This window comes from Bacteroides muris (ex Fokt et al. 2023) (genome assembly GCF_024704895.1).
Taxonomy (GTDB): domain Bacteria; phylum Bacteroidota; class Bacteroidia; order Bacteroidales; family Bacteroidaceae; genus Bacteroides; species Bacteroides muris.
On sequence record NZ_JAMZEE010000040.1, the window covers coordinates 14414 to 38505 of the forward strand.

Annotated in this window: 33 protein-coding genes and 3 tRNA genes; 5 read left to right on the forward strand and 31 right to left on the reverse strand. The window is 41.9% G+C overall.

What is annotated here, in order from left to right:
- Positions 1-20: 20 nt before the first annotated feature.
- From M1B78_RS14260 to M1B78_RS14300, 9 genes are all read right to left on the reverse strand, one after another.
- On the reverse strand, positions 21-563 hold the full coding sequence (locus M1B78_RS14260) for a DNA-packaging protein (RefSeq protein WP_257941027.1): 543 nt from the start codon (positions 561-563) through the stop codon (positions 21-23).
- A 1-nt stretch (position 564) separates the two neighbouring features.
- The gene (locus tag M1B78_RS14265) at positions 565-1158 is read right to left on the reverse strand and encodes a ParB N-terminal domain-containing protein (RefSeq protein WP_257941028.1); all 594 of its coding nucleotides are present in this window, start codon (positions 1156-1158) and stop codon (positions 565-567) included.
- A gap of 2 nt (positions 1159-1160) precedes the next feature.
- Positions 1161-1799: an IbrB-like domain-containing protein gene (locus M1B78_RS14270; RefSeq protein ID WP_257941029.1), complete on the reverse strand. Its 639-nt coding sequence runs from the start codon at positions 1797-1799 to the stop codon at positions 1161-1163.
- A complete protein-coding gene (locus M1B78_RS14275; RefSeq protein ID WP_257941030.1) occupies positions 1762-2868 on the reverse strand; it encodes a phosphoadenosine phosphosulfate reductase family protein in 1107 nt (368 codons plus the stop codon). Before M1B78_RS14275 ends, M1B78_RS14270 begins: the two co-directional genes overlap by 38 nt.
- Positions 2865-3401: a methyltransferase domain-containing protein gene (locus tag M1B78_RS14280; RefSeq protein ID WP_257941031.1), complete on the reverse strand. Its 537-nt coding sequence runs from the start codon at positions 3399-3401 to the stop codon at positions 2865-2867. The genes M1B78_RS14275 and M1B78_RS14280 overlap by 4 nt, the downstream gene beginning before the upstream one ends.
- A 451-nt stretch (positions 3402-3852) precedes the next feature.
- The gene (locus M1B78_RS14285) at positions 3853-4401 is read right to left on the reverse strand and encodes an ASCH domain-containing protein (RefSeq protein WP_257941032.1); all 549 of its coding nucleotides are present in this window, start codon (positions 4399-4401) and stop codon (positions 3853-3855) included.
- On the reverse strand, positions 4398-4733 hold the full coding sequence (locus M1B78_RS14290; protein WP_257941033.1) for a hypothetical protein: 336 nt from the start codon (positions 4731-4733) through the stop codon (positions 4398-4400). The genes M1B78_RS14285 and M1B78_RS14290 overlap by 4 nt, the downstream gene beginning before the upstream one ends.
- A 2-nt stretch (positions 4734-4735) precedes the next feature.
- On the reverse strand, positions 4736-4963 hold the full coding sequence (locus M1B78_RS14295; protein WP_196053955.1) for a hypothetical protein: 228 nt from the start codon (positions 4961-4963) through the stop codon (positions 4736-4738).
- Positions 4964-4984: 21 nt separating this feature from the next.
- Positions 4985-5416: a hypothetical protein gene (locus M1B78_RS14300; RefSeq protein WP_257941034.1), complete on the reverse strand. Its 432-nt coding sequence runs from the start codon at positions 5414-5416 to the stop codon at positions 4985-4987.
- A 45-nt stretch (positions 5417-5461) separates the two neighbouring features.
- Here M1B78_RS14300 and M1B78_RS14305 point away from each other — a divergent pair.
- Positions 5462-5530 (forward strand) — tRNA-Val (locus M1B78_RS14305).
- A 251-nt stretch (positions 5531-5781) separates the two neighbouring features.
- On the opposite strand, the gene M1B78_RS14310 is transcribed toward M1B78_RS14305, so the two are convergent.
- The 22 genes from M1B78_RS14310 to M1B78_RS14415 all read right to left on the reverse strand — a co-directional run bounded on the left by M1B78_RS14310 (position 5782) and on the right by M1B78_RS14415 (position 20337).
- A complete protein-coding gene (locus M1B78_RS14310) occupies positions 5782-6150 on the reverse strand; it encodes a hypothetical protein (protein WP_196053957.1) in 369 nt (122 codons plus the stop codon).
- Positions 6151-6167: 17 nt separating this feature from the next.
- Complete coding sequence (locus M1B78_RS14315) at positions 6168-6662, reverse strand: hypothetical protein (RefSeq protein ID WP_196053958.1); 495 nt, start codon at positions 6660-6662, stop codon at positions 6168-6170.
- A 17-nt stretch (positions 6663-6679) separates the two neighbouring features.
- Complete coding sequence (locus M1B78_RS14320) at positions 6680-6952, reverse strand: hypothetical protein (RefSeq protein ID WP_196053959.1); 273 nt, start codon at positions 6950-6952, stop codon at positions 6680-6682.
- 101 nt (positions 6953-7053) lie between these two features.
- Complete coding sequence (locus tag M1B78_RS14325) at positions 7054-7377, reverse strand: hypothetical protein (RefSeq protein WP_257941035.1); 324 nt, start codon at positions 7375-7377, stop codon at positions 7054-7056.
- Positions 7374-9890, reverse strand: a complete 2517-nt coding sequence (locus M1B78_RS14330) for a DNA methyltransferase (RefSeq protein ID WP_257941036.1) — start codon at positions 9888-9890, stop codon at positions 7374-7376. The genes M1B78_RS14325 and M1B78_RS14330 overlap by 4 nt, the downstream gene beginning before the upstream one ends.
- A complete protein-coding gene (locus M1B78_RS14335; RefSeq protein ID WP_257941037.1) occupies positions 9887-11215 on the reverse strand; it encodes a PcfJ domain-containing protein in 1329 nt (442 codons plus the stop codon). The genes M1B78_RS14330 and M1B78_RS14335 overlap by 4 nt, the downstream gene beginning before the upstream one ends.
- A 4-nt stretch (positions 11216-11219) precedes the next feature.
- Positions 11220-11636: a PcfK-like family protein gene (locus tag M1B78_RS14340; protein ID WP_196053963.1), complete on the reverse strand. Its 417-nt coding sequence runs from the start codon at positions 11634-11636 to the stop codon at positions 11220-11222.
- Between the two features lie 114 nt (positions 11637-11750).
- On the reverse strand, positions 11751-12200 hold the full coding sequence (locus M1B78_RS14345; protein WP_196053964.1) for a DUF6633 family protein: 450 nt from the start codon (positions 12198-12200) through the stop codon (positions 11751-11753).
- A gap of 37 nt (positions 12201-12237) precedes the next feature.
- A complete protein-coding gene (locus M1B78_RS14350; RefSeq protein WP_257941038.1) occupies positions 12238-13032 on the reverse strand; it encodes a hypothetical protein in 795 nt (264 codons plus the stop codon).
- Positions 13029-13394, reverse strand: a complete 366-nt coding sequence (locus tag M1B78_RS14355) for a VRR-NUC domain-containing protein (RefSeq protein WP_117600648.1) — start codon at positions 13392-13394, stop codon at positions 13029-13031. Before M1B78_RS14355 ends, M1B78_RS14350 begins: the two co-directional genes overlap by 4 nt.
- Positions 13391-15079, reverse strand: coding sequence for a DEAD/DEAH box helicase (locus M1B78_RS14360; protein WP_257941039.1), 1689 nt, complete (start codon positions 15077-15079; stop codon positions 13391-13393). Before M1B78_RS14360 ends, M1B78_RS14355 begins: the two co-directional genes overlap by 4 nt.
- A 1-nt stretch (position 15080) precedes the next feature.
- A complete protein-coding gene (locus tag M1B78_RS14365; RefSeq protein ID WP_117589295.1) occupies positions 15081-15731 on the reverse strand; it encodes a hypothetical protein in 651 nt (216 codons plus the stop codon).
- A 2-nt stretch (positions 15732-15733) separates the two neighbouring features.
- Positions 15734-16159 carry a hypothetical protein gene (locus M1B78_RS14370; protein ID WP_117589296.1) on the reverse strand — a complete coding sequence of 142 codons (426 nt, stop codon included), beginning with the start codon at positions 16157-16159 and terminating at the stop codon, positions 15734-15736.
- Entirely contained in the window at positions 16159-16980 is an 822-nt protein-coding gene (locus M1B78_RS14375) for an HNH endonuclease (RefSeq protein WP_178291891.1), read from the reverse strand. The genes M1B78_RS14370 and M1B78_RS14375 overlap by 1 nt, the downstream gene beginning before the upstream one ends.
- Entirely contained in the window at positions 16964-17902 is a 939-nt protein-coding gene (locus M1B78_RS14380) for an ATP-binding protein (RefSeq protein WP_257941040.1), read from the reverse strand. Before M1B78_RS14380 ends, M1B78_RS14375 begins: the two co-directional genes overlap by 17 nt.
- 215 nt (positions 17903-18117) lie before the next feature.
- Positions 18118-18185, reverse strand: a tRNA-OTHER gene (locus M1B78_RS14385).
- Positions 18186-18364: 179 nt separating this feature from the next.
- Positions 18365-18465 (reverse strand) — tRNA-OTHER (locus tag M1B78_RS14390).
- A gap of 92 nt (positions 18466-18557) precedes the next feature.
- Positions 18558-18716: a hypothetical protein gene (locus M1B78_RS14395; protein WP_207867454.1), complete on the reverse strand. Its 159-nt coding sequence runs from the start codon at positions 18714-18716 to the stop codon at positions 18558-18560.
- On the reverse strand, positions 18682-19002 hold the full coding sequence (locus M1B78_RS14400; protein WP_117887865.1) for a hypothetical protein: 321 nt from the start codon (positions 19000-19002) through the stop codon (positions 18682-18684). The genes M1B78_RS14395 and M1B78_RS14400 overlap by 35 nt, the downstream gene beginning before the upstream one ends.
- Positions 18999-19388, reverse strand: a complete 390-nt coding sequence (locus tag M1B78_RS14405; RefSeq protein WP_243432778.1) for a helix-turn-helix domain-containing protein — start codon at positions 19386-19388, stop codon at positions 18999-19001. Before M1B78_RS14405 ends, M1B78_RS14400 begins: the two co-directional genes overlap by 4 nt.
- A complete protein-coding gene (locus tag M1B78_RS14410) occupies positions 19385-19597 on the reverse strand; it encodes a hypothetical protein (protein WP_117589300.1) in 213 nt (70 codons plus the stop codon). Before M1B78_RS14410 ends, M1B78_RS14405 begins: the two co-directional genes overlap by 4 nt.
- Before the next feature lie 437 nt (positions 19598-20034).
- Complete coding sequence (locus tag M1B78_RS14415) at positions 20035-20337, reverse strand: hypothetical protein (protein ID WP_257941041.1); 303 nt, start codon at positions 20335-20337, stop codon at positions 20035-20037.
- 107 nt (positions 20338-20444) lie between these two features.
- Here M1B78_RS14415 and M1B78_RS14420 point away from each other — a divergent pair, with 107 nt between their 5' ends.
- From M1B78_RS14420 to M1B78_RS14435, 4 genes are all read left to right on the forward strand, one after another.
- Positions 20445-21323, forward strand: coding sequence for a helix-turn-helix domain-containing protein (locus M1B78_RS14420; RefSeq protein ID WP_257941042.1), 879 nt, complete (start codon positions 20445-20447; stop codon positions 21321-21323).
- Positions 21324-21325: 2 nt separating this feature from the next.
- The gene (locus M1B78_RS14425; protein ID WP_257941043.1) at positions 21326-22180 is read left to right on the forward strand and encodes an HNH endonuclease; all 855 of its coding nucleotides are present in this window, start codon (positions 21326-21328) and stop codon (positions 22178-22180) included.
- A 19-nt stretch (positions 22181-22199) separates the two neighbouring features.
- The gene (locus tag M1B78_RS14430; protein ID WP_257941044.1) at positions 22200-22970 is read left to right on the forward strand and encodes a DUF2971 domain-containing protein; all 771 of its coding nucleotides are present in this window, start codon (positions 22200-22202) and stop codon (positions 22968-22970) included.
- Positions 22971-23129: 159 nt separating this feature from the next.
- The gene (locus M1B78_RS14435; RefSeq protein WP_257941045.1) at positions 23130-23387 is read left to right on the forward strand and encodes a hypothetical protein; all 258 of its coding nucleotides are present in this window, start codon (positions 23130-23132) and stop codon (positions 23385-23387) included.
- Positions 23388-24092: the final 705 nt, after the last annotated feature.

The window sequence follows — 24092 nt, forward strand, 5'->3', positions numbered from 1 at the left end:
TATATTGATCTTATATCCCATTACTTGACTTTCTCCGCATCTTCTGTATATGGTAGAAAATTAAATCCTTTGAACTCTTTTCCTGCATTCGTATGGTCCACCTCCTGCTTGTCAGCAAGCCCTAACTTTCGGGCAATGATATTCGCATTGAAAGCGCCGACACATGCGCCCTCAAACTGCTGCGTCTCGATTGTTTCTTCCACGCGCGCGATGACCTCCAAAAAATCTTCATTATTCTTATTTCTACATTCGGAACGAAAAGTGCTCCACCACTTGGAAGAAGCACCTACATAAATACAGAAACCGGTAAGGGAATACGGACGGGAAGTCGGGGAAACTTCTTGTTGTACTTGTTGCTCATTGACTGTCTCCACTTTCTTCCCCTTTTTCCTTTTTACCGGAACAGTCTTTTGAATGGCCTTTTTGGATAACCAGGGATTTTCATCACACCATTGGAAATACTCACATGCCGCCTCCCATAAGAGTTCTGGCGTGGAAAAGAGTTTATCCCTCCCATGCTTGCTCCTTAACATCCAAAATTTATTTCCTGTCGGTGCCGCCATATTATTTCTTCATTCTGATAATCTCTCCACAATGAGGACATGCAAGTTCAATATATTCAGTTCTTTCCTGCTCCAGACCTTCTTCAATACGTTCCGCCCTCTTCCTGAAAGATTCATTCTCTTGGCGATGCATTTCCTCACTGAATTCCTGTTTTGCCACTTCTGATTGCGACTCTTCCGTGCCATAATTGTTGGTCGGAATAAAATTCATGTCAAAACCGAGTAACTGGTCTATGGGTTCAAAAAAGAAGTCTTGCATATCTGCAGGTACATTCATTGTCCTAAGCTCACGTATCAGTTTCTCTTCATCCCATGACGCAAATTCTGATGTCTTATTATCTGCGATACGATACTGACGTGCCTTTTCCTCGTCCAAGTCAACAATGATGCACGGGACTTCTTTATATCCAAGATTCAAAAGGGCAAAATACCGTGTATGACCGACAATGATTTCAAAATTCTTATCCAACACAAGCGGCTGATTGAAACCATATTTCTTTATTGATTCTTCTACCGGCTTAACAGCCTTACTATTGTTTCGGGCATTATTCCAATACGGAATAATCCTATCTATTGCAATGCTCTGTATATCCATAGTTATAATTCTAATGAGTTTGTATGATGAACAATCTCTTTGATGGCTTTGCTGTATTCATAATTCCTGAACATCTTGGCAAAACCGGTAATATGCTTCAGCTTCACAAGCTCCAACGGCTCCATACCAAGCTTTCTGCAAATAACAGCATCCGACTCACCGTTTTTTATCATGTTATAAATGATGTTTGTCATGCCATCAACGGAATGCTTGCCACGGGCACGATTGTGACGGACCGTAGAAGCCATACGGTCGTTGATATCCTTGTCAATGACAACAATGGGAAGACGCCCACTATTGCGCTGGGCAATGTCCTTATACATGCGCGCGATAAGGTTACGATGAAACCCGTCGACAATAATATACTTTTGCTCCTCTTCACTCCAAATCGTAACAATTGGCTGTGTATATCCATCTTCACGAATGGAAGTATAAAGGAGCTGCATCTCCTGCTTTGCCACAGCGTTCGGATTATAGTTGTTCGCCTTCACCATATCCATCGGTACCCAAAGGACACGGTCCACCGGATTGGCCTTTTCAGGAGACAGAGAGAATAAAATCTGTCTTATCTCATTGAAGAAGTTTATTTTGTCTGGCACTTCATCAAGCATCCGGATGATTATTTCTTTTAGTTTTTCCATATTTATACTTTGATTTATGAACCAATAACCTATTATTCAACTTTGTCTGTTCAAAGTCCTCTGTAATGATACCACGGGCAAAGGCTCGATATATATCAATGCGATCGGAATCAGACCAGCCCGCAATCTTATCAACCACCGTATTTAGATTATTGGTAAAAATTACTTTATTCTTGCCTTCAGCTACGATATTGTCTATGAGATATTGCAGATATTCCGGCCAGTCCTTGAAACAGTTGGGATAGTTTCTTACCTCTTCAAAGGCATCCAACAAAAGATGGTTCGTTGTGCCAATATTGGGAATACGCATGTACATGGCATTATAAGCCTTCGGGTCAATCTCCTGCAAGTAAGGAATATTCTGATTACTGTTCTCATGGATAAGAGAAGATACCCTTGCAGAACGCAACGGTTCCTTTGAAAAGATATAGTTGTAGACCTTATTGTACTTCAACCGATTGGAGAAGATGTAATACCATATATCGCGATATGACCAATCATACAAAGGATATATAACAACACCATGGCTACAACGTTTTCCATATGTCATTCCTGGCAAGGTTTCCTTTCCCGTCAATCCAGCACGACGAGCTGGTGACTCTTCAATACGGACACCTCCCAAAGATATATAACCCTCTCCCAAGTGATGATATGCGATGGCATCAAACATATCCTTAAATCTGTCGACTCCATAGACGTTTTCCTTAAAAGAGACATCTTCTTTCTCACGCATCCACACTTTCCCTTGCTCCCAAGGGATAAACCAGTCACCACTGTTCGCATTCCATAACCGAAACGGAATTTGCACCCAAATAGGTTCCACCTCTGACAATGACATAATATAACGCATATACTCAACAGTATATGTGTACTCACATTCCTGATCGAGAAATATAACCGGCAACTTTTGAATGCCCAATTCACTTGTCACTTCCAAAGTAAGGTGCAGTAAGGCAGTACTATCCTTGCCTCCGGAGAAACAAACACCTAATCTGTTACCCATAGAAAACAACTTCCTTATCCGGTCTTTTGCCGCTTCATATACATTCTGCTCTGAATACAATATCATACGTTCGTCACGATATAATAGTTATCAAACTCCCTTACTTCACAATGAGGAAATCTTTCCTCCAGCTCACTCCTTGAATGACTGTAATGTTCCAGATTACAGCCGGTACGTTTATAAGTTACCGGATGATAATTCTCCTTGTAGAACATGAGGAAAATATTCTTTCCCTCGGGAATATCCGTCAGTGCTTCAATATCAATGTAACTGGCCGAGCCGAACAAAGCTACAATGCTATTGAATGTTGCAAACTTCAAATTGAGCAATTCAAACGGAATACACAAATTATTATACTCCGGATGCTTCTTTCTGAAAACATCAAGCATTTTACTACTTGAGTCAATACCCAAATATTCATCCGGAGACACTTTCAGAATATCAAGGAATAACCCCGTACCACATCCCACATCAAGAAAAATCCCTGGAACCTCAAAAAGCATTGAAGCAATCCTACGATTCTCCTCAATACTGGCTTTGTCTTTGAACAGAGAATCATAACTCTCTGCAACTGCATCATACTGATTTACTGCGTACATACTTTATTATTTTGATTTACAAAATAAAGATACCGAATAATCCACGAACGGACTATTCGGCATCAAAGAAGTTACTGACACGATTTGGCAGAAGATTTTGCTTTAGACAGCAATACCTTAATAAATCCAAACCTTCAATCTAACAATTACACCTAATGGTTAACATACATATCCGCTTGCTAAACCATATTATAAGATAGCAGAACAAAGGCTCATAATTTGCATAACTCCCACAAATCCGTACCTTTACAATGTGTTTTTCATAGTAATTAGCTTTAAGGTTAATAAAAAAGATTGGCTGTCTGGGATAGATAGCCTTTTTTTGTATCTATCAGTCACCTTTGTTCTCGTCCCTATACTTATGCTTCCAATAGCTATTTAAACAATTATATACAGTAACGCAAATTATCAAAACTGTTACAACAAACCCTCCCCAATCAAATTCCATATCCTACTTTATTACATTCCACTCACTTTCCATAATCACATGTTCACACTTATTACACCTATGCAGGTAAGTCGGAAACGGAGCTGTCGTATAATCTTCGACAGCAATTTCTATACTGCCACATTCCGGACACTCAATTTTTACCTCTTTAATACCGGAATAGTCCCAGAAAGACGGTTTCCCTTTCACGTTCTCGATAGGTTTGGAGTAAAGGATAGGATTAGCCAGTACCCAGTTATAACCCCCTTTCTCTGCCCAGATGGAAGAGTGATTCACAACACAATCCACAATTTCGACACTTCCAATGATGGCAGAATTTACATATCCATTGCCGCAAATAATCTCCCTCTGGAATCCAAGTGAAAAGCTATCCCATTGCCTTTTCGTAAATACACTATTAGGATTAATCATTTCCACGGGGACTGCGCTTGAATGAATCAGCACCCTTTGCCCTAAGTATTTCTTAGGACACGGCCAAGTGCGATTCTCGATGTCTTTGATGCCGTGGACTATCAGACTGGCCCATGGCTGTTTGATGGTTATTGCTTTCATCCTTCGCCTCCTTTCGGTAGTGCTGGTATCGGCCTCCAATGTGTGACATATCCAGTTTTGATGTATGGATAAATATTATACATCACTCTACGAGCCGCCATTTCACCTTCTTTTCCGTCTACTGTTATGACTTGCACTACTCCGGGAGAATCATCTTTCGGAATAGCCATTTCTACGCTTATCCACGGGGATTGCTTTGCCTGCCATTCGGCACCAGCTTTGAAAGCATCATATACATCTACTCCATCCCATTCTGGAAATTCTATACTTGGATTTGAATTGGGATGATTTGCTACATATTGTTTAGCTGTTTCTTCTACTGTCTGTCTCATAACTATTTAGAATATTGTTGTCTCTTTGTACAAGTACCAGTACCAAATGTACCAATCGGGCAATCATCACAATAAAAAGTTACGCTTCTATAATCTGCATCACTTCCACATGGATGTTCACTAAGCTCCATAACTTTATCATTCAGAAGCTGTACATCTTCTTTGAGCTTATTTACTTCAGCAATAGGGGCTAAAGCTCTATATTCTTGTTCTGTTAATATGTATTGCATAATTTATTCCTTTCTAAATTGTTATGCTCCAATTATCTCATCATTGATACGAAATATGCTATCGCTCACAAAATCGTATATCTTATACATAAGTTCCGGTTCCTGTTCCTTTGGGGAATAGACCATTACTCTTTTGCCTGCACCTTTCATCCATCCTGCTTCTGTGTTAGCAGACCGACCACAAGGAAGAACCATAACACAGACATCCGCCCACTTCATACCGTTAAAATCTGAATCAAATCCTTTTTGTGCAATCGGGTGATTAAGAGCTTCACGATATTGCTCTGTTGTCCAGTTTTGCCAGTTAGGGTCTATATCAGACCATTGGAAGCCACCATTACCATGAGGAGGATTCTTAAAATCGTAAACATCATGTCCTAAATCACGGAGAATACCTACAACGTCCTGTTGAAATACATTTCTCCAACTACTTGCTACATAATTTTTTGCCATATACTATAATTTTGATTTTTAAATTATTATTTTTGTATCGTTATTGTACTTGTGGCCGAATGGATAAGCTCCATCCGACAAATGGATATGTAGGTTCGAATCCTACCGGGTATATACTGTTACTAAAAATAAACAATCATTTTATGAAAGAATTCCTGCTATCAATTATAGCTGGGATGTTATCAAACAAAATATCAGATTGTATCAGAAATTGTCAGAACCCCATCCCAGTAACAGCGAAAACAACAACTTACTCCTACTTAAATCTTGGTTTTTACAAGCGTTTAAGGATAAGTGAAAAGGGTTGAGAGTAGACAGGGAGACGGATTTGCACCCCGTCTCCTTTTTATTTCTTTCTTATCTTGTTATACGTTAATAGACATTCTTTTAATATGCGCAAAACAATCATCCATAGCCTTGTCAAAAACTTCTTGACTTATGATATTTTTCTCAATTCGTTCCACGTATTCACCTGCGTAAGATGCAAGTTGGATGCTTGAATCACTATTACTTACATCTTCTCTGTTGTCAAAATATACATGGATGCAATCATATACTACTTCATCACCAATTTCATCAGTATTTACCCTAGCTATCGATGTGATTTTTTCGTAAGAAGTATGCGCCATGTGAATACACTTTCCAACGAGATATTGATATTTTGCCTTTTTTTTATCGGCTTCCTGTTTCTTTAGCTTCTGTATTTCAGCTTCTAATTTCTGTATTCTATTCATTTTTTATTTGTTTTACTCTAAACTTCAATTTCAAACTGCTCACTTTTAGCCGATGGCATTCGTTCAAGTAAAGATGATCCAACTGATACATAATACCCGTTTTCATTCTTGAGCGGAAGCCAAGCGCAATAAATTCCAGTCTTTTCATCCATAACAGGAATGCCAAACTTAGAAAGCGGTTCGCCATCAATACCTCTAAATTTTTTACGCCACTTGTCAATAAACTCTTTAGCATCCTTTTTGCGTTTATTCGGTTTCCAAAGAGGATTATCCTTGTACTCATTATTAGGAGAGAGTTTTTCTGGAACAAACGATTTCTCATTGAAGCCTATCAAATTGTAGCTCCACTCTGCAGTTATTCCAAACACCCAGCCATAACCGATAGCATCAGGTCTTGTACCGCAGTATTCTTGTACCATATCCTTTGCTTCTTCCTGTTCACGTAGAAGCTGCTCATTCATTTGTTTCAGTAGTTTCTCAAGCTCTGAACCTTGTTTTGCTATTATCTTCATTTTTGTATTGTTATTAGTTAATCCATTTCTGTTATTATACATCCAAACAACGCTCCTAAGTATTTCATGCCAAGATCGGAAACATAGTATGTGATTTGTTTCTCAATTTCAAATTCTCTTTTTGTAGCATATCCAAAAGACACAAGTTCTTCCCAATCATTATCAGGCTTAGAAACTATGTATCTGTTTCGATAAGAACAATATCTGTTCTTTTTCATATTTTCGTAACCAAGCCCAATAGCATGTTTCATCTTTTCTATTTGCCCAAATGACAATTTTATATCATTCATAGTTATTCCTCCTTTTTAATCTCTAATGAGCAAAAACCACCGGTTTCCGCTCGTATTAATACTTCATGTGCAGAAATGGCTTCTTTTTGCACATGTTAATCTCAATTCATTTTCCTCTTTCTATTCCGCTCGCTCTGTACCTCTGCCATACACATCTTGCACCATGACGCTTTCAGATGGTATTCCTTACCGTTACGACGGGCTATCCTATCGAAAAACCGGGATAACGGAAGCGCTCTACCACAGCGGGTGCACAGTTTACGCTCCACTCCGTCAACGACCACCCGGTTACGGGGTTTCCTCCTCACGATTTCACATGGCCCGCATTCGGACGCGCCGTACCTCCTGCAATATGCAAGTGAGTGCTTGCCGCACTTGGCGAAGGAGGTGCAATCCGAGCGGGGAACTGTCTGGTGAATGTTCATACGGCATCATTCATTAAGTCAAACAATGTGGGTGCGCTGACCTCCATCTCCGCCTCATACAGATATGAAAGACTATCTTTCCAGTAGTCGTAATTGAGTTCGGTAGATAGACCTTTCCTCCCCAAATTGATTGCGCAATACGGAACGGTGCCAATACCTCCGAACGGGTCAAACACCAGTTCACCCTTGTTTGAATACCGTTCAATCAACCTTTCGACAATATCTAACTGAAGGGGGCAGATGTGATTCTGCCGTTTCTTCTGCGACTGTTTCGTATTGAGCGTGCGCATCCGGGTGACATCATCCCATATCCAGGGTTTCTTGCTTACCGGGTCAACGGCCATGAATGTCTTTGGCAGTTTTCCGTATGCCTCCAGTTCCTCAGCAAACGATACGTGTTCCTCATAATCATAGACGTGCCCACGCTCGTAGTTCCTGAATAGGTGGCGTATCTTGTCTATTCCGGCCCCTTTCATATCCTCGTAACTCAATAGAGAGTTACCCGATGATTTCCAGCTTGCATGGGCATCTATCTGCCAACGGGCAAGCGAGTATTCACTCTTGTTCTTTGTCACCGGCAAATCAGCATAAGCCCGTGATGTGTCGGAAGGAAGCTTGCGGAAAAGAAGGACATACTCAGGACAACCGATACCCATCTTGGAGCCGTCCTTGCACATCTCGGTATAGCCCAACCTATAGGTCTGGTTATTCTCCCTTACCACATCCGTATCGACCGTGATACGCCCCATGTAGCGGAACCCATGTTTCATGTAGTGGAATACAGTCATTTCACTGAACGGGTCGATGGTGGGCATACCGTCACCAGTAGCGTTGCCGAACAAAACACGGTCTTTCACATGGATGCACGCTAACCTACCGGGTTTAAGAATACGCATCAGTTCAGGGGTAAGATAATCCATCTGCTCGAAGAACTTGCCGTTGTCCTCATTATGCCCGAAGTCGTTATAGGTCGGAGTGTACTCATAGTGGTTAGAGAACGGGATGCTGGTTACAATCAGGTCTACTGAATTACTTTCCATAGTCTGGCATTCAAGAACATTGTCATTATTGATTGCCCTCCACAGTTTACCGGACTTTTCTTCCCTGCTGGCAAACATCCACCGCATCATCTTTTCCTCTGCCTGCAAACCGAACAAACCGTTCTCGCGGACTATATCGGTCATCTTGGCTACCATCTCGCGGTGTTGCGCCCACTTCTGCATGAAGCTCTTGTATATCTCTCCCTCACTTTCCGCATAGACCAGATAAAGGTCAACCGGATGCTGCTGCATGAAACGGTAGATACGGGCTATCGCCTGGAACTTGTCGTTGAAACGGTAGTCAATGAACATGATTGCCTTGTGGCAGTGGTACTGGAAGTTTAGGCCTTCACCGAGCATCTCCGGTTTGGCAGCCAAATACTTCAGACGGCCGTCCTTAAAGTCCGCTATCACTTCGTCGGCTTCCTCATCATCCTGCGAGCCATATACAGCCTTACAGCCGGGTATGGCGTCACACAAAGCTTTCCTCTCATTCTCCAGGTCATGCCATAAAAGGAAATGGTCGTTCTTGTTTTCCGGGCGGTTGATAATCTCTACCACACGGGCAATCTTTTCCTGCATGTTGTCCCGGCGTTCTTTCGCTGCGTCGGCAAGTCCGAGAGCAGCCTCACGGAACATCTTCACTTGTCCGTCACGGTCGGTTCCTGCTGTGGAGTTGTCAACACTAACCACTTCTTCATGTACACGCAGTTCCGGCAATTCATATCCGGTATCGGGATAACCAAGGTCGGACGGTTTGGTGAGGAACAACGCCCATGTACTTATCCACAACCAGAACTCCTTCTCCTTGTGCGGATAAAGGGTAAGGTTATTCGCCTTCGTGCTGTCACGCTGAAAGAAACGGGTAAGCGCCTGCCCGGTATCCATCACACCGAGATAACCGGCATAATGTATCAGCTCCTTGTATCTGTTGGGCGATGGCGTGGCGGTGGCGACAAAGCGGTAGGGAACATCCGCAAACAAGGGAAGAAACTCCTGGTAGGTCTTGGTACCGAAACCACGTAATACGCTCGCTTCATCCAATGATGTTGCGGTGAAGTAGGAAGGTTCTATTCTTACACCATCTTCACCGTCGCGTACACGCTCGTAGTTCGTAACCATGATGTCAGTCGGGCATACCATCACATCAGCCATAGTTCGTACATAGGTCACTTTCATGTGCAGATGTTGTTCCGCTTGTGTAAGGAACTCAACGACTACACGCTTGGGACATACTATCAGTCCTTTGCCACCTTTGTGTTTCAGGACTACCCGAAGTATCTCCAACTGAGTAACGGTTTTCTGCATACCGAAACTGGAAAATATGGCACGGCAACCGCCGGACACCGCCCAGCGGACTGTATCTTTCACATGAGGATATAACGACGGGGTTAATTCATCCAGATTGACTTCAAACCCGGTCTGATGGCTGATGGCCATCTTGTCTTTCAGAAATTCTATATATTCTTTCATGCTGTCATTCGTTGTTTAATTAGATTTATATTCTTTTCCACAAGACCAATGATACGATTGTGATAAGGCGAAACACCATTGCATACCGCCCTTGACTGCTCTACTTTCAAAGTTTTCAAATTCAGTTCCACAGTCTCGATGCGTTTTCCTTCGGTGTCCTTTGCAGAAAGTATCAAAGAATCCGGCCTCTTGTAATAACCATTGTCATATACGCAATGGTGCATTGCCACACCTTCTTCCGCTATCTCGGCAACACTGCTTATCACCGTCACCATTATCTCACCGTCACCGAAGCACACACCGAAGAACTTCCCTTTATCCTCCTTGTACACCTTCTCCCACTCAGCAGCCTCCTTACGTCTTTTCTCTGCATTACGCTTCACCTCTACCCTGCGCTTGCGCTCCATCATCTTGTCGTGCTCTTCCTGAAGATTGGAAGGGCAAACATATTTAGCATTATGGGTATCAAGGTCGAGATAGGACAACGCTTCCAGATAGTCGAACCATAAAGAAGCGTTCTCGATGATGTAACGGTTCCGGTTGCAGATATTCAACGCATGACGGAACGGTATCTCGTAGTTGCCCTTACGTAACATATATTCAAAGACGGACAACTGCCCGGTCTTTGCCAAAGTCTCGGCTAAGGGGTTGGTAAGCAGCTGGCAAATAGTATCCACAACAGAAACCCGTACCATCTTCAATAATCGCCCCATCCAACCGTTGCGCCGGAGCAAGGGAATGACTGATGCACGCGGATAGAGAAAATTTCCCGTCACATCAAAGACATCGTTCATCTCGTAATACCCGGAAGCACTTCCGTTGTGCTGCTTAACATCTGTCTTGCTATCGTAATCCCAACTGAAATGAAACGGACTACGGGTGTATTTCTTCCCGGTTATCACTTCCTTGCCGTCATCCGTTATCCAATTCTGGAATACCTCATGGATGTACATATGGGTATCGCAACCATACACATTATCACGCAGCACATCGAATGTCCGTACTACCATCATGCCACGGAAGGATTGCACTACCGAATAGAGTCTTTCTTCGGAATTGGCCTTCCTGCTATGTCTGTGTTCCAAATTCAATGATTTCCCGCAGTTCGGGCAAATGTGAGATTCCATTTCCAACGACACTGCCAGCATCGGTTTGCTCACCGTGTCGATATAGCCGCAACACTGGCACCACACTTCACCTTTCTTCAAGTAGTAACCCACTTGAGGGAACAGAGAAATGGCATATCTCCGTTGCGCATCCGTCAATGGCGGCAGCTTGCCTGCCAGCTCCACGACATACTTTTCTAATTTCGTCCTCGGTTTCATAACTTTAGAACAATGACATCTGTTGTATTTCAGTTGCTCCTTTCCTTGTCCGTGACGTTTTTTTCCTAAGCGATGCATATTGCTCTTCGGTCAAACGTTTTATCGCCGCTTCACGAGCCGCTTTCTTCTCCTCTTCCGTCAGTTCTACGGGTTGAAGCGTGGAGATGGATGCACGGAGTCCAGCAGGCATCTTGCTCACTTTGATGTCATCCTCATCGTAATAGTGGATAGCCATCCCGAATACCTCCTCGTCTGTCATGGCTACGGCAGAGCCCCGTTTCCGTGCCTCTCCCATGATGTAAGAACAGCACTCATCCAAATTCTTGTTTTCTTTTGCGTAGGACTTGGCGAACAGTTCGTCAGTCTCGGCACGTTCATCAAGATGACTCTTGATAGCTTCTTTGAAAGTTTTGTTTTCCATAATTGCGTTACAAACAAGTTCTTAAACAGTAGTCCGCTATCCAATAACAGACAAAATAAAAAGCGGCATACGCTGCCAGGATTGACAGAATAGTCGCTATCAACTTTATATTCTTCATTTCAGATTCAGTTTTGCCCGTAAATCATCGGGCGGTTGATGGTTACGCTCTACCGGAGATTGTTGCTTTTCCATCACACGGTTATTATGTCGGCGGATGATAATATCCAACTCCTCCCCCCTTTCACGAAGGAATTTCCGGAACGCCTCACCAACAGTTATCGTATCGAAATAACCATAGAACTTACCATACCTTCCTAGCTTGAACCGTGCGACAAACAAAATGAACTCCGTCAGCTTGATGTAGTGGTACTGGGCAACGAGCAGACGTGAAAACTCATTTAAGGCATTTTCATCAGCGCCTTCTTTCGTAGAGGAAGCAAAATCAATGGTCAGTAACTGCGTCTTTACCCACAGAGACGAGGAACCATATCCGTACATCCGTTCAAGGTCTGACAGCGTGGGAGACTTCTCGCTGTACGCTTTCTCGATATCTGCAAGAAGCATAGACTGGAGTGATGTCGAATATACGGCAGAAGCCTTACTAAAGGTCGGGTATTTCTCCTTGATAGCTGATAGCATTACTTCCCTGCTCGATGGCTGCATATTCGTCAAGGAGGTTTCTTGCCTTTGCTGCCTTATCAGCATCCCGATTGTTTTGTCTTTGAGATTCATTTTTTCCATTGCCTTGCTGTTTTTTCTCGATTATCCAAAGATTTGCCCGGCTGTCCCAACGTTCCACTCTGGCACCAGTAGCCGTTTTCCAACCAAGACCGGAAAAGTGATTGTAGAAAATATCCGCTTGCATCTCCCAGTCCGACAGTTTGTCACGGAAATACTCTTTCACCTCTTCGGCAGTCGGTGGTATAAACTCCACTTTGGGCTTAACGGGTTTCTTTTTCGGTGGTGGGTCGGGTGGGAATAACTCGCCAGAGTTATCTTCCCCTATACTCTTAGTCTTATTCTTAGTCTTATATAAAGGGTTACCATTTTGGTTACCGTTTTGGTTACCGTTTTGGTTACCGTTTTGGTTACCGTTTTGGTTACCGTTTTGGTTACCTACAGAAACCAAAATGTAAGACGCTGCCTTTTCTCTCCTATTGCCTTCAATGAATTCAATCAGCCCCTTTTGCTTCAATCGGTTGCGCAAATCAATTATAGTCTTGTTACTATAACCTAATTCGGCTTGGATTAGACGTGTTGGTAATTCAAATGGGCAAAGCCAGTTCCGGATATTGCATTCTTTCAATAGAAAAAAGTAAAAGTCTGCTTCATATGCCGTCATCGGCTTATATCGTCGAATTTGCCAAAACTGATTGATATAATCTATATAGGTCATAATAGGTAAGAATTGACTTCATTCATAAACTCAGTAAGAGAATGGCATACCACATATTTATTTCGGAACTTTTCAGCCTCTCTCTGCCATCTTATCTGCTCCTCGCTTTGTTTCCCTTTCGGTCTCTTCATTTCGATGCAGAGAGCGGAAAATCCTTTCTTAGGTACAAGCAGTATCAAATCGGAAACACCCCTTACACTTCCCTCGTACTTCATTTGTGCTCCAGTCCTGGCATCACGCTTGCCACCATTTGGGACAGCAAACAACATAAGACTCAAAGACGGGTATTGAATCCGGAACCAAGTCAGACAGCTATGCTGTATCTGACTTTCCGATTGCGGTGTAGTTTGTTTCTTTCTCATAATCTTCCTTTGAATAAGTCCATAGCCATATCTACTACATTCTCCTTAACCACATCATCCGTTCCGGTAACACCGTTAGCTATACCTTTCTTTCGCTGGATAACATCATACATGTATTCATCAATGGTATTCTTACCAAGAAAGTAGTAACAGTTGACGTTATTTTTCTGCCCATTACGGTGTGCTCTATCTTCTGCCTGCTCACAGTCAGAAAAAGTCCATGGGAACTCGATGAAGGCTACACGACTGGAAGCAGTCAAGGTGAGCCCGGTACCGCCCGATTTGTAGTTAAGGATAATCAACGTACAATCCGGATTGTTCTGAAAAGCATCGACAGCCATCTGTTTCTGCGTAGCGTTATCCTCACCCGTAACCGTTACAGCTTTGGGAAACATCTTCTTCAGTTCCAATACTACTTCTTTTAGGTAGGCAAAGACAATCAGTTTCTCGCCTCCATCTATCACATCATGGATGAAATCAGCTGCCGCCTTGATTTTCCCACGTGCAGAGATGGCTTTCAAAATACCCATACGAACCATTACCTCACCTCTCATAGATTTAGCAATCTTCTCATCGTCTGCATTCTTGAAAACACGTAGGTATTGTATAAGGTCGCTTTCCGCTTTTTCATATTCAAGCTGTGTGGTGATATCCATCTCAATATACTGCCTCGTCTTGTCCGGAAGCTGGGTCAATACCTTGGCTTTTTCACGCCGGAAGAAACAGGTATTCCAAAGACGCCAGTTCAGTTCTTTCAGATTGGAGGCTTTCTTCGGCCCATTACAGAAACGTTCGGTGAATGTCTTATACCCTCCGAAATCCTCCAACCGTCCCATTATCTTAAGTTGCTGTATAAGGTCAGTATTATCGTTTACTACCGGTGTTCCCGTCAGTTCAAGAATGAAATCCTTGCCTTTACAGATCCCCTCAACAAACTTGCTCTGTTGGGTCTTGGTAGACTTACACTTATGCGACTCGTCAATGATTACAGACTTGAAAAGGGTTATACGTGGGTCAAAGGTGATTGATTTCAGCGTAAACCGCGTGTCATTCTTCACATCCAATACAAAGAACTTTTTCAGGCTCTCGTAGTTAGTGATGAAGATGTCACAACACTTGGTTTCAATGAAGCGCTGCCAAGTATTTTTGTTCTTGTCATCAAGGATTAACGCCTGCTTTCCAGCAAATTTCTTGAACTCACGCTGCCAATTTATTTTAAGTGCTGCCGGACATACAACAAGGCACGGATAGGATTTTGCAATCGTCACCGTGCCTATTGCCTGCAAGGTCTTACCGAGTCCCGGCTGGTCACCGAAGATACACCGTTTATGGGCCAGAGCATAGGCTATGCCCTCCTTCTGGTAATCGTACGGTTCAAGTAGCAATCCGTGGGGAACGGTCAGCTGCGGCATCGGAGCAATGTCAAAGCTTATATCGGCCTTTCTTTGCTCCGACCGTTGTACGGAACCACAAAATCCCTGCTGTACCGCCCATTTCGCCATTGTATCAACATACCATTCATCAGCCAAGTCAACCCACCACGCCTTTTCATTGAAAAGATATGCTTTCTTTGCGTTAGCCTTGACTGATGGAATATTGTTCACGCATTTAACCAACATCGGATGATACATGAATTTCAGTTTGAAGCCGTCCGGATATTTGGTGATACAAAAAGGTGCTGCCATATCAAGCTGCCGGCTCTTTAATCTTCACTTTTTTACTTTTGTTTCTCGGCTTCACTTTCTTCCCGTCAATCGTCAGAGTAGTGCCACTCTGTTCCACCACTTGTTTAAGGAACTCATTCGCTTCTTCTTCAAATGCAGCATCTCCCACCGGGTCGGCTGCAATGTCCGTAGGAATATCCCCATCGAACGGAAGTTCCTGCTGGACTACCGCCCATTTCTTAGCGGTAAGATACTGTTCCACTTCATAATTACATGCCTCAATTGCCTGCTGCAGTTCGAATGCATGCTTATATTCCTCGTTCTCATTGTTGAACATGGTAAACGGAGCTATAAGGTTAAGCACCTTCTTACTTTTAAGAAAACGTTTTCCAACCAATACCACACCTTCATTGTCATCCGAACCGCTAACTGTGTAGCCCGTGACCTCGAATGTAGAGAAGATTTCTTCCGGCAGTTCATCTATGGAGTCCTTTCCATCAGCTTCTTTCTGCTCACAGAGGAAAGCAAGGTGAGGAATCAATTCGTTAAACGCTGCACGTAAATCCTTATGGATAAGATTCTTTCCCTCAATGGTTACATTGTCCTCATTCTCATTCTTGAAAGAGGCAACAAGCGTGTTGTCTTTCGTGATTTTTGCTTTGGTGATATTCATTTCTACCTCCTGTCTTTATATTCGTTGATAAATTCGTTATAGTAACGGTCAGCCGGAAGAGGGAGCGTTATTCCCAGTTCGGCAGCAGCATCGGCCTGAACCTTATTTAGAAAGTCAGTCATCTGCACTGTATTGAGTTTCGATGTGCTTCCGGCAATGACCATTTCTTTTCCTCTGAAATACGAAGTCCTTCTGAGAAAGCGGTTACAATAGTAATCGTGTACATCCTGCTTGTCCGTCCCGGTCTCCTGCTCAATACAAGTAAACCACAACCACATAAGCGCATTCTGTGACAGCGTCCTTGGCTCTGTGAACCTTTCGATTTTTACACGATACCGACCATTACGAAGCTGGGAACACATGAAGTCAAAAGACTTGCTTATGTGTACCTCGCCGTTGACCTTTTCCAGAATCGCTTCTTGCGCCATTATTCCAACCCGAAAATTTTCTTATCCGTAATAAGTTCTTTGTTGACTTCCAGAAACTCAATAAAATGCTCACAGTGAGCGGTCAGCAGTTTAATCGTCTGCTCATGATTGTAAGTGTAATACTCCGGGTATTGCGTTCCGCTAATTAGTGGCGTCCGGCTGGTACCGCCCTTCATCTGATAGGCAGTGTACTCAAACGCTTTCACGCTTTCCATCTGACTGGAAGCAATCAGACAGTAAGGATATACATGGCGCTGCCAGCCGTGTTCATACTTGCCAAAATCATACTTAGATGTTGTCTTGATATCATATACGGTATCACGAACGAGCTCATCTATATACCCATAAAGCTCCACATCACCATAACGAGTGGGAATGACTGCGGACACAAAGACTTGGGACAATGCACCGGAAAAATACTTCGACTGCTCTATACACCAGCTACGGTCAAATAAGAAATTACGCTCTGGCGCGATATCAGTAGCAGGAAAATATACCTGAATGGTATTCGTTTCTCCATCACCGATAATGGTGTATGGCTCCCGTTCGCTTGGTATATGCTTTTTCTTGTGGATATAGCAGTCTATGACAGCATTAAAGGCCGTTCCTTTATCAGCTGCCTCACTCTCAAACGGGACACGGTTTATCGCATCAAGTAGGCTTTGCTTCAGCTCCGCTTCAATTACTTCCGGACTTTTCTTATATTCCCCCGTTTCATTATCGACATTCCAGAAGCTCTCTACTTGTTCATCAGCCCGTAAATACTGCTCGAATTTATCAAGCAGTGACGGGTAGAATCTGTATTTAGGCTGCTGGTTCATACCTTTTGCTGAGTTTGTTAAACTTCAAGCCAAGTCTCTTGCACTTCTCATTGAGCATCATGCCTGCCCGTACCTTGCTGTCAAAGATATGCGTCATGGTGTCTAAAGCTTCCCGAACAGAATTGGCAGATTGTGTATCAGTCACTTGTTCCACTGCGTCACGGATAGCATCAAGAACCGCGTCATATTCGGAAGAGAGTTTCGTCTGCTTCGTCTGATACTCCTTATAAGTACTGATGATTTTCGTCATGAAATCATTCTCACCCGTTACGGTACCGGACTCATCAATGATTACGGGAATTTTGATACGTGAAGGAAGATTACAAGTATTCTTCCCGTAGAACTTCTCGCAGGGGTCAAAAGAAATCGTTCTGTCCTTACCGATAGCCTCCATATAGCCGACCAAATCCAGCTCCTTAATCAAGTCACCTGCGGACGAACCGCCAATCTCCGGGCGTATCTGCTTTTCATCACCTACTTTCTCCTCACGTTCATGAGCCACGAAGATAACGGATTTGCCCATAAGTGTGACCTGATTAACGAAGTTGATGAACATGTTCTTACGTACTCCATAACCCTGCAGGGAAAGGGTACCATCCGCTTTCTTCATCTTCGGATTCGCTGCCATAATCGCCTTATCCATGAAAGAAAGCATCTTTCCGGCAGTATCAATCACAATAGTGGAAAACTCCTTGATTTCTTCGGACGAAAGTACCTGGTTCGTCTCGTCCCAGCTTGTAATCTGGACGGTCGGTACACGATGGGCGGCATTGACACGGTGAATACCGCCGTCATAATCGAACAATACCGGATTGGGAGCCGATAATGCAAGAGTTGTTTTTCCCATGCCAGGTTGGCCGTAAATCAGTGCTGACAAGGTAGTCTTAACGGTCAGCTCGTTAGGTCTTTTGATAAGTCCCATAATAGAAAATATTAAAGTGGTTAATAAAAAAATAGCCAAAGGAAAGCCCCGAAGCGTATTCTCCGGGGCGCAAACGACAAATACTCCTAATCCTATCCGATTTCGCATTACCTTTCAGATAGAGTCAACGGCTAACCGATGCCGCGCGGATGATTCCCTGCGCTATCTTCGCCCTACTTTCGGATTAAAAGCGGATTTTCTCTCATAAAGGGTTGTGGACGTTGACGGGCTCGAACCGCCAGTCTCCTCGAATGAGGTGTGTTAGCCATTACACCGAACGCCCATGTTCGCCCGCCCCATCTTCACAGACCGGGCAAGCAGGTCAACAAAGTTGCTCCCGGATAGGCGGTCAAGCCACACCGGGATAGTCACTTAAAACAAAAGCAAAATAAAAACTTAAATGAGGACTCTCACCTCACGTTGTCCTTTACAACGGTATTCTTGGTTAAACAATAGAAGTCGTGGGTAATACGGGACTTGAACGCCGTGACCTGTGCATGAAACCTTTAAATAATACCATGACAAATACCATGCACCGCTCTACCTAACTGAGCTAATTACCCGTGTCTGCCACGGCTCTCACGAGCGGCGGCAACTAACAATCTAACTTAAAAATCAATCTAATTTATGAGTAATACACTTCCTCCGCTGAGGTTTATATCTTGAATGCCTTCTTCATCTCCATAGCGAAGAAGAACGAATAGCATATTCCTATCACATTGTAGAACCAACATTCCATGTTTTCGTTGAATACCAACAAACAAGGAGTAGCTAATACATTAAGCAATAGCACGTTGAGAATCATTCTTTTCATGTTTCTTGTTTTTTCTCGGTTTTCTACGTTTGATTATTGCGAATTTCAGTACATCTGCCGCATTACAGAACCACTTTCCATTTTGCTTATTGGTGGGCTTATCACTTCTTATTTTTCCTTCCTCTATTAACTTTATAAGCCTTCCCAAGCCACCGACCAATGAAGCGGATTTTCTTTGACCGAAAGTTTCATTCTCCATAATGAACAATACATCTGCCAACTTCGCCTCTGCCGTTCCATCAATCAATATTGTAGAACGCCATTGATTGTTATGAGTGTATATCATACTTCCAAAAAATTAAAGTCATTACTATTCCTTTTACCAAACCTCATATACCGCATGGCTGTCCGTGTCCGTGAGGGTATTCTCATTCTCCGTAAATCAATATCATTGCAAGTGACCTGCATCAATAAGAACAGAATGGAGAATAGGAATTCAAGCCCGTGTCTGCGTAATTCCTTCAAATCAAAATCACGCTTAAGCCTATCACAAATCATATACAGAAGCAGTTCCGTATCTTTGGAGATACCCAGCTTCCGATATATCGCCCTTTTCTGGGTCTTGACAGTCCAAACCGATTTATTCAGATTGTCCGCCACCTCCTTGTCGGCAAGCCCCTTGCAGTACTCATTCGCGACAAGCAGTTCCGTAGGAGAAAGGGAAATCATCATGCGACCCTTTCCACATCAAAAATACCTTTCCTCTTGTCAACCTCCCCTACTTTCCAGTCAGCATCCTCAACGCAGAACTCCAATCTCAATCGGGGGATAATTGTCCCCTTTATGGAATTATACGCCTTAACCGGAAAAGTTAGAACTTCCCCTACCTCCATATCTCTCAAAGCCGGAGTGTAGTTTTCTGTGATTATTCGCTTTTTCATCGTTATAAATTTTAATGATTAATATTCGTGCCCCGATAAGCTCTCTCTGCTCTTCCCACCGGAGTTATCAGCTACTGTACTTCGCTGCATGACCGTTCGGGGCATGTCGGCTTCCTATTTCGCACCGTTACAAATCTTTCGCTCGTTCTGAACTTCCATTCAGACATCGTCGCAAATTCTTGCTACTCCGGGTATCTCTCGCGTCCTCTATGCTGGGATTGAGGGTAAGCGCCAGTATCGCTTTCTGGAACGGATTACTTAGGGCAATCACTCCATTTCGTTCTCCATCTCCCATCAAAGGGTAGGTTCAATGACCGGACGGAGAATCTTTCAATTCGCCCATGCAAGGCTTTGCACGCCACTTGCGCAAGTATTCATGTTAAGCGTACAGCTGTTCTGCATGGTATATGTAGCTGCCTTTTCTGCGAATAATTATCTTAATCGCCTACGTAACGGGAACCGAAGGCACCTTTGCTGTTCTGATTGTAGTAAGCTGAAGCTGGAGCGTTGCAGTAATCATAAGAACTTCTTCTTTCCGGTCGTACCAAAGCTGCTTTCATTACTTCTTTCTCAGCCTTTTTCGCTTCTTCATCAGCAACACGTTTCTTTTCGTTAGCCCAAGCGAGTTTCAAGCAATCACCGAAAGTCTGTACACCGTGAGTAAGCTGGTATAGCTTGAAATACTTTCTGTATATCTCGTGAGCCGCTTTCATAATCTTGTGTAAATCGTACTTTTTCATTGCCTTACTCCTTTTTAGGTATTACTTTAATTTTGCCAACTCAACTATTTTTCATTATTTTGTAGTCGTTGTTGACGTTGATGTTGCAAAGATAACACACATTTTGTGTGAAAACAAATAATTCAATGAAAATACACACATTTTGTGTGTTAATTAATGTAAACATGCCCAAAAAAGACTCTACATTACGTGTTATTGAACTTATCAAGGAGAAAAATATATCTCCAAAAGAGCTTCACGAAGCCACCGGTATTAAATATAACACAATAACAAATGCATTAGGAGATAACAATAGAAATTTTACAATAGAACAAATTGCCACTATATGTGAGGTTTTCGGCTTTAATCAAACATATTGTGTGTTTGGAACAGGAAATAAATACGGTTATAAACCATCTGATAAAATTGAGATAAAAGAGAATCTAAATTTTGATGATATAAAAAAAATATCCAATGAGATTTATGAAAAAGAGAAACTAATATCTTACCTCCAGTCTCAATTAGAAATCAAACAAAGCAATGCTCATATTGTAGAGAACTTAAATTACATGAGTGTTCCAGTAGTTCACATCAAAGCACAATGTGGTTATCTCGCCGGATATGGAGATACCGAATATATAGATACCTTGCCCACAATGCCGGTCATTGTAGACAAGACTTACCACGGGAAATACCGCATATTTGAAGCAGAAGGTGACAGCATGGATGATAACAGCAGGCTTGCCATCTGCGATGGCGACAAAGTTTTAGCAAGGGAGGTAAAACGTGACCTTTGGCTACCCAAACTTCATATCAACGATTGGTACTTTGTTATTGTACACCGTACAAACGGTATATCCATCAAACAAATTACCAATCAAGATGATAAAGGTAATATCACCTGCCACTCGCTCAATGAGTTATTCAATGACTACACCGTTAACCTTGATGATGTAGTGGAGATATACAATGTGATTAAGGTTGTTGAACGTAACATGAGACTATAAATATGGGATTATTTGATTTTTTCCATAAAAAAAACGATGAGAATAAAAAACACCAAGCCCAATCATCAAAGCTACCTTCTGACGCGCAAATAAGAGCTGTCGCAAGTATTGGGTTAAAATCAGACTGGAATACAGGAAGAACTAATGAGAATCTATTCCCTATGGCATTTGAATGGATTGAAACAGGACAATATACAAAAAAGCTCAGATTTAAGACCTTACGCTCCGAAAGTATTAACTACGCTCCTGAGTTGAGAAAATTTTGCGACCAAAACTTTTTTTTCTACGACGGCGAATGGTACTCAAACAAGATAACATTAGATTGTGGCTCTATTGGGAATGTTTTCATTAAATATCCTGGCAAATGTATGGTTGAGCTTATTGCTGACTTTGTGGAATTTGACGTTAACAATCCCAATGCGACACTCCAGCAAGCAGAAGATTATTCCGACATTTTGGAAATAGATTGCAGCCCAGAAGCCATACAGCACGGAGAGAAATTACATAAAGAGCTACTTTTAAAAGAAAAGGAAGAGCGAGAAAGGGAAGAAATTGAAGCTATAAAATCTAAAATAAGAGAAAAGAAACGTAAGCAAGACATAGAAAAAGCAGCATTGCAAGAACTAATGGATGAGGGAGAAATATTCCCAGAAGCTAATAAAAGGCCTCCTATTCCTAAAGAAGTTGTAGATGCTGTTTGGAATAGGGATGGAGGTAAATGCGTTTATTGTGGTTCCACTGAGAACTTGCATTTAGACCACATTATACCGTTTTCCAAAGGTGGTGATACCAGCGTGGAGAATCTTCAGCTTTTATGTCAGAAATGCAATCTGCAAAAATCAAACAAAATAGGATAAACTTATATTAGCTCTAAGTATGAAAATACATCATTATACTTCTATTGAAGCATTAGAAATGATTCTCAAGAACAAAAGTATAAAATTTAATCGTTTAGATCAAGTGGATGATAAAGCCGAATATAAATATGACTCAACAGTTTATGATACGAATATTAAATTAGGCAAATATACTTTTGTAAGTTGTTGGACTAAGCTGAAAGTGGAAAATATTGATTTATGGAATCGATACGGAAAGGGAAATAAAGGTGTAAGGATAAGTTTGGATGAGGATATGTTTGAAACTTACGATGTGGGAACTGTTAATAGGTCATTTTATAATAATAGGGAATATTATTTTGAAAATTTTGTAGTCAGTTCTTATATTAATAAAGTTAATCTTGTTGAGGTGAAATATGAACAAAATATTGAGCCATATTATAAAGAAGCTATCAAATGCTTTGATCAAGGATTTGCGTTTAAATATGACAATATTGGTATTTACAAGAAAAGAGAATGGGCATTACAGAACGAAAGCCGTTTCATTATTCACGCACAACCGTTTGAACCAGCCTTAATGAGCAGTCACCCTTTGAGTTTTCCGTTGGCTCTTGGCGCTGCCTATAAAAATGGAATGGAGTTGAGCGAAAAAGCTCTTTATATTCCATTAAAACAAGAAGCCTTAGAAGATTTAGAAATAATGATGGGACCTAAAACCACTGATGAAGATCTGAAAAAGGTTGAAAAGATACTGAGAGATTGTTATATGATAGCAGAAATCAAAGATAGTGCATTAAAGGGAGATTTGTGATATGACTATTATAGAGAATATTAGATTATGTTTGGCTAAGTATAGTAGTTCAATCCATTGCCAACTTTCGTAGTAAACGCCATCCATCATAAACCTAAAAGGGCACAATTTAAATAAAGACCAATATATCATTGAAGGTATAGCTGTAAAATTAGACAAATGAAAACCATAATATCTCAATGTGCGTCCACTTGTGAAGGAACAAACTATTGCCAACTCACCCCTACCTGCAAAGGCTGGGGGTGTCGGTTTCTTGCTACTCCCATAGATGAGTTGCCGACCACCGACAAGGAGAAAGCAAAACTATTCTCAAAGGTGTACCGGGAAGCGAAAGAAAAGGGTGTACTGGAATGTCCGCACTATCGTTCGCTTTTCATCGACGAGGTACTTGAAAACATAGGACGTATAAACAACTGAAATAACCCTATATTTTACCAAAACGAATCTTTGTATATTTTCAGATATGCCGCAATACCTTGTAAAACAGACAATAGTAATCATATCCGTGCTGTACTGGCAGTGTCGAGGTGATGAGTTCGAGTCTCATACGCTCCACTTAAACCACTGATTTACAATGAGTCAGTGGTTTTCTTTTTGTTAAGGGTTACGGGAGTTTTACTTAATAAAGCAAAAAACAGAGATATTTTTACCGTGAATCCTTACCGTAAATCCTTACCGTGATTATTGTAAACCACTGATAATCAATGTAAGTCTTAACACCGTATGCAACACCAATTTTTTCCCAACGAGCTCAGTGGAAAGTTCTATCTATCAGAGCCTAAAAGCAAGAAACCGACTTCCATTCTATTCATTGTCAATTTGAACAAGAAACAAATCAAGTTTCATTTAGGGGTAAAAGTCTACCCTAAACATTGGTGTACCGAAGTACAACGGGCATATACCAGTAAAATCATTCCATCTTCAGATAATCGCAATAACGAAATTGCAAACAATAGAATTACAGACATTTTTAACAGATTTATTCTATTTAAGGAGTATATTTGCAAAATTGACAATGAGAATAATTTAGAGATTGAAACCATTTTTAATAGTCCGTTAAAAATTCACCATATCGGCTAAGCGGCTTCTGCCACTATGCCAAAGAGTTCTTTGATAAGTTTA

Coding starts and splice junctions, on each gene's coding strand:
- M1B78_RS14275 (WP_257941030.1), bottom strand. CDS start 2,868: ATGATATTGTATTCAGAGCAGAATGTATATGAAGCGGCAAAAGACCGG.
- M1B78_RS14380 (WP_257941040.1), bottom strand. CDS start 17,902: ATGGGACTTATCAAAAGACCTAACGAGCTGACCGTTAAGACTACCTTG.
- M1B78_RS14365 (WP_117589295.1), bottom strand. CDS start 15,731: ATGAATATCACCAAAGCAAAAATCACGAAAGACAACACGCTTGTTGCC.
- M1B78_RS14325 (WP_257941035.1), bottom strand. CDS start 7,377: ATGAACATTCACCAGACAGTTCCCCGCTCGGATTGCACCTCCTTCGCC.
- M1B78_RS14310 (WP_196053957.1), bottom strand. CDS start 6,150: ATGAATAGAATACAGAAATTAGAAGCTGAAATACAGAAGCTAAAGAAA.
- M1B78_RS14295 (WP_196053955.1), bottom strand. CDS start 4,963: ATGCAATACATATTAACAGAACAAGAATATAGAGCTTTAGCCCCTATT.
- M1B78_RS14340 (WP_196053963.1), bottom strand. CDS start 11,636: ATGGAAAACAAAACTTTCAAAGAAGCTATCAAGAGTCATCTTGATGAA.
- M1B78_RS14435 (WP_257941045.1), top strand. CDS start 23,130: ATGAAAACCATAATATCTCAATGTGCGTCCACTTGTGAAGGAACAAAC.
- M1B78_RS14300 (WP_257941034.1), bottom strand. CDS start 5,416: ATGGCAAAAAATTATGTAGCAAGTAGTTGGAGAAATGTATTTCAACAG.
- M1B78_RS14335 (WP_257941037.1), bottom strand. CDS start 11,215: ATGAAACCGAGGACGAAATTAGAAAAGTATGTCGTGGAGCTGGCAGGC.
- M1B78_RS14265 (WP_257941028.1), bottom strand. CDS start 1,158: ATGGATATACAGAGCATTGCAATAGATAGGATTATTCCGTATTGGAAT.
- M1B78_RS14330 (WP_257941036.1), bottom strand. CDS start 9,890: ATGAAAGAATATATAGAATTTCTGAAAGACAAGATGGCCATCAGCCAT.
- M1B78_RS14270 (WP_257941029.1), bottom strand. CDS start 1,799: ATGGAAAAACTAAAAGAAATAATCATCCGGATGCTTGATGAAGTGCCA.
- M1B78_RS14360 (WP_257941039.1), bottom strand. CDS start 15,079: ATGGCAGCACCTTTTTGTATCACCAAATATCCGGACGGCTTCAAACTG.
- M1B78_RS14370 (WP_117589296.1), bottom strand. CDS start 16,159: ATGGCGCAAGAAGCGATTCTGGAAAAGGTCAACGGCGAGGTACACATA.
- M1B78_RS14320 (WP_196053959.1), bottom strand. CDS start 6,952: ATGAATGATATAAAATTGTCATTTGGGCAAATAGAAAAGATGAAACAT.
- M1B78_RS14345 (WP_196053964.1), bottom strand. CDS start 12,200: ATGCTTCTTGCAGATATCGAGAAAGCGTACAGCGAGAAGTCTCCCACG.
- M1B78_RS14280 (WP_257941031.1), bottom strand. CDS start 3,401: ATGTACGCAGTAAATCAGTATGATGCAGTTGCAGAGAGTTATGATTCT.
- M1B78_RS14425 (WP_257941043.1), top strand. CDS start 21,326: ATGGGATTATTTGATTTTTTCCATAAAAAAAACGATGAGAATAAAAAA.
- M1B78_RS14415 (WP_257941041.1), bottom strand. CDS start 20,337: ATGAAAAAGTACGATTTACACAAGATTATGAAAGCGGCTCACGAGATA.
- M1B78_RS14400 (WP_117887865.1), bottom strand. CDS start 19,002: ATGATATACACTCATAACAATCAATGGCGTTCTACAATATTGATTGAT.
- M1B78_RS14290 (WP_257941033.1), bottom strand. CDS start 4,733: ATGAGACAGACAGTAGAAGAAACAGCTAAACAATATGTAGCAAATCAT.
- M1B78_RS14375 (WP_178291891.1), bottom strand. CDS start 16,980: ATGAACCAGCAGCCTAAATACAGATTCTACCCGTCACTGCTTGATAAA.
- M1B78_RS14430 (WP_257941044.1), top strand. CDS start 22,200: ATGAAAATACATCATTATACTTCTATTGAAGCATTAGAAATGATTCTC.
- M1B78_RS14260 (WP_257941027.1), bottom strand. CDS start 563: ATGGCGGCACCGACAGGAAATAAATTTTGGATGTTAAGGAGCAAGCAT.
- M1B78_RS14410 (WP_117589300.1), bottom strand. CDS start 19,597: ATGAAAAAGCGAATAATCACAGAAAACTACACTCCGGCTTTGAGAGAT.
- M1B78_RS14405 (WP_243432778.1), bottom strand. CDS start 19,388: ATGATGATTTCCCTTTCTCCTACGGAACTGCTTGTCGCGAATGAGTAC.
- M1B78_RS14315 (WP_196053958.1), bottom strand. CDS start 6,662: ATGAAGATAATAGCAAAACAAGGTTCAGAGCTTGAGAAACTACTGAAA.
- M1B78_RS14355 (WP_117600648.1), bottom strand. CDS start 13,394: ATGAGAAAGAAACAAACTACACCGCAATCGGAAAGTCAGATACAGCAT.
- M1B78_RS14395 (WP_207867454.1), bottom strand. CDS start 18,716: ATGAAAAGAATGATTCTCAACGTGCTATTGCTTAATGTATTAGCTACT.
- M1B78_RS14350 (WP_257941038.1), bottom strand. CDS start 13,032: ATGACCTATATAGATTATATCAATCAGTTTTGGCAAATTCGACGATAT.
- M1B78_RS14285 (WP_257941032.1), bottom strand. CDS start 4,401: ATGAAAGCAATAACCATCAAACAGCCATGGGCCAGTCTGATAGTCCAC.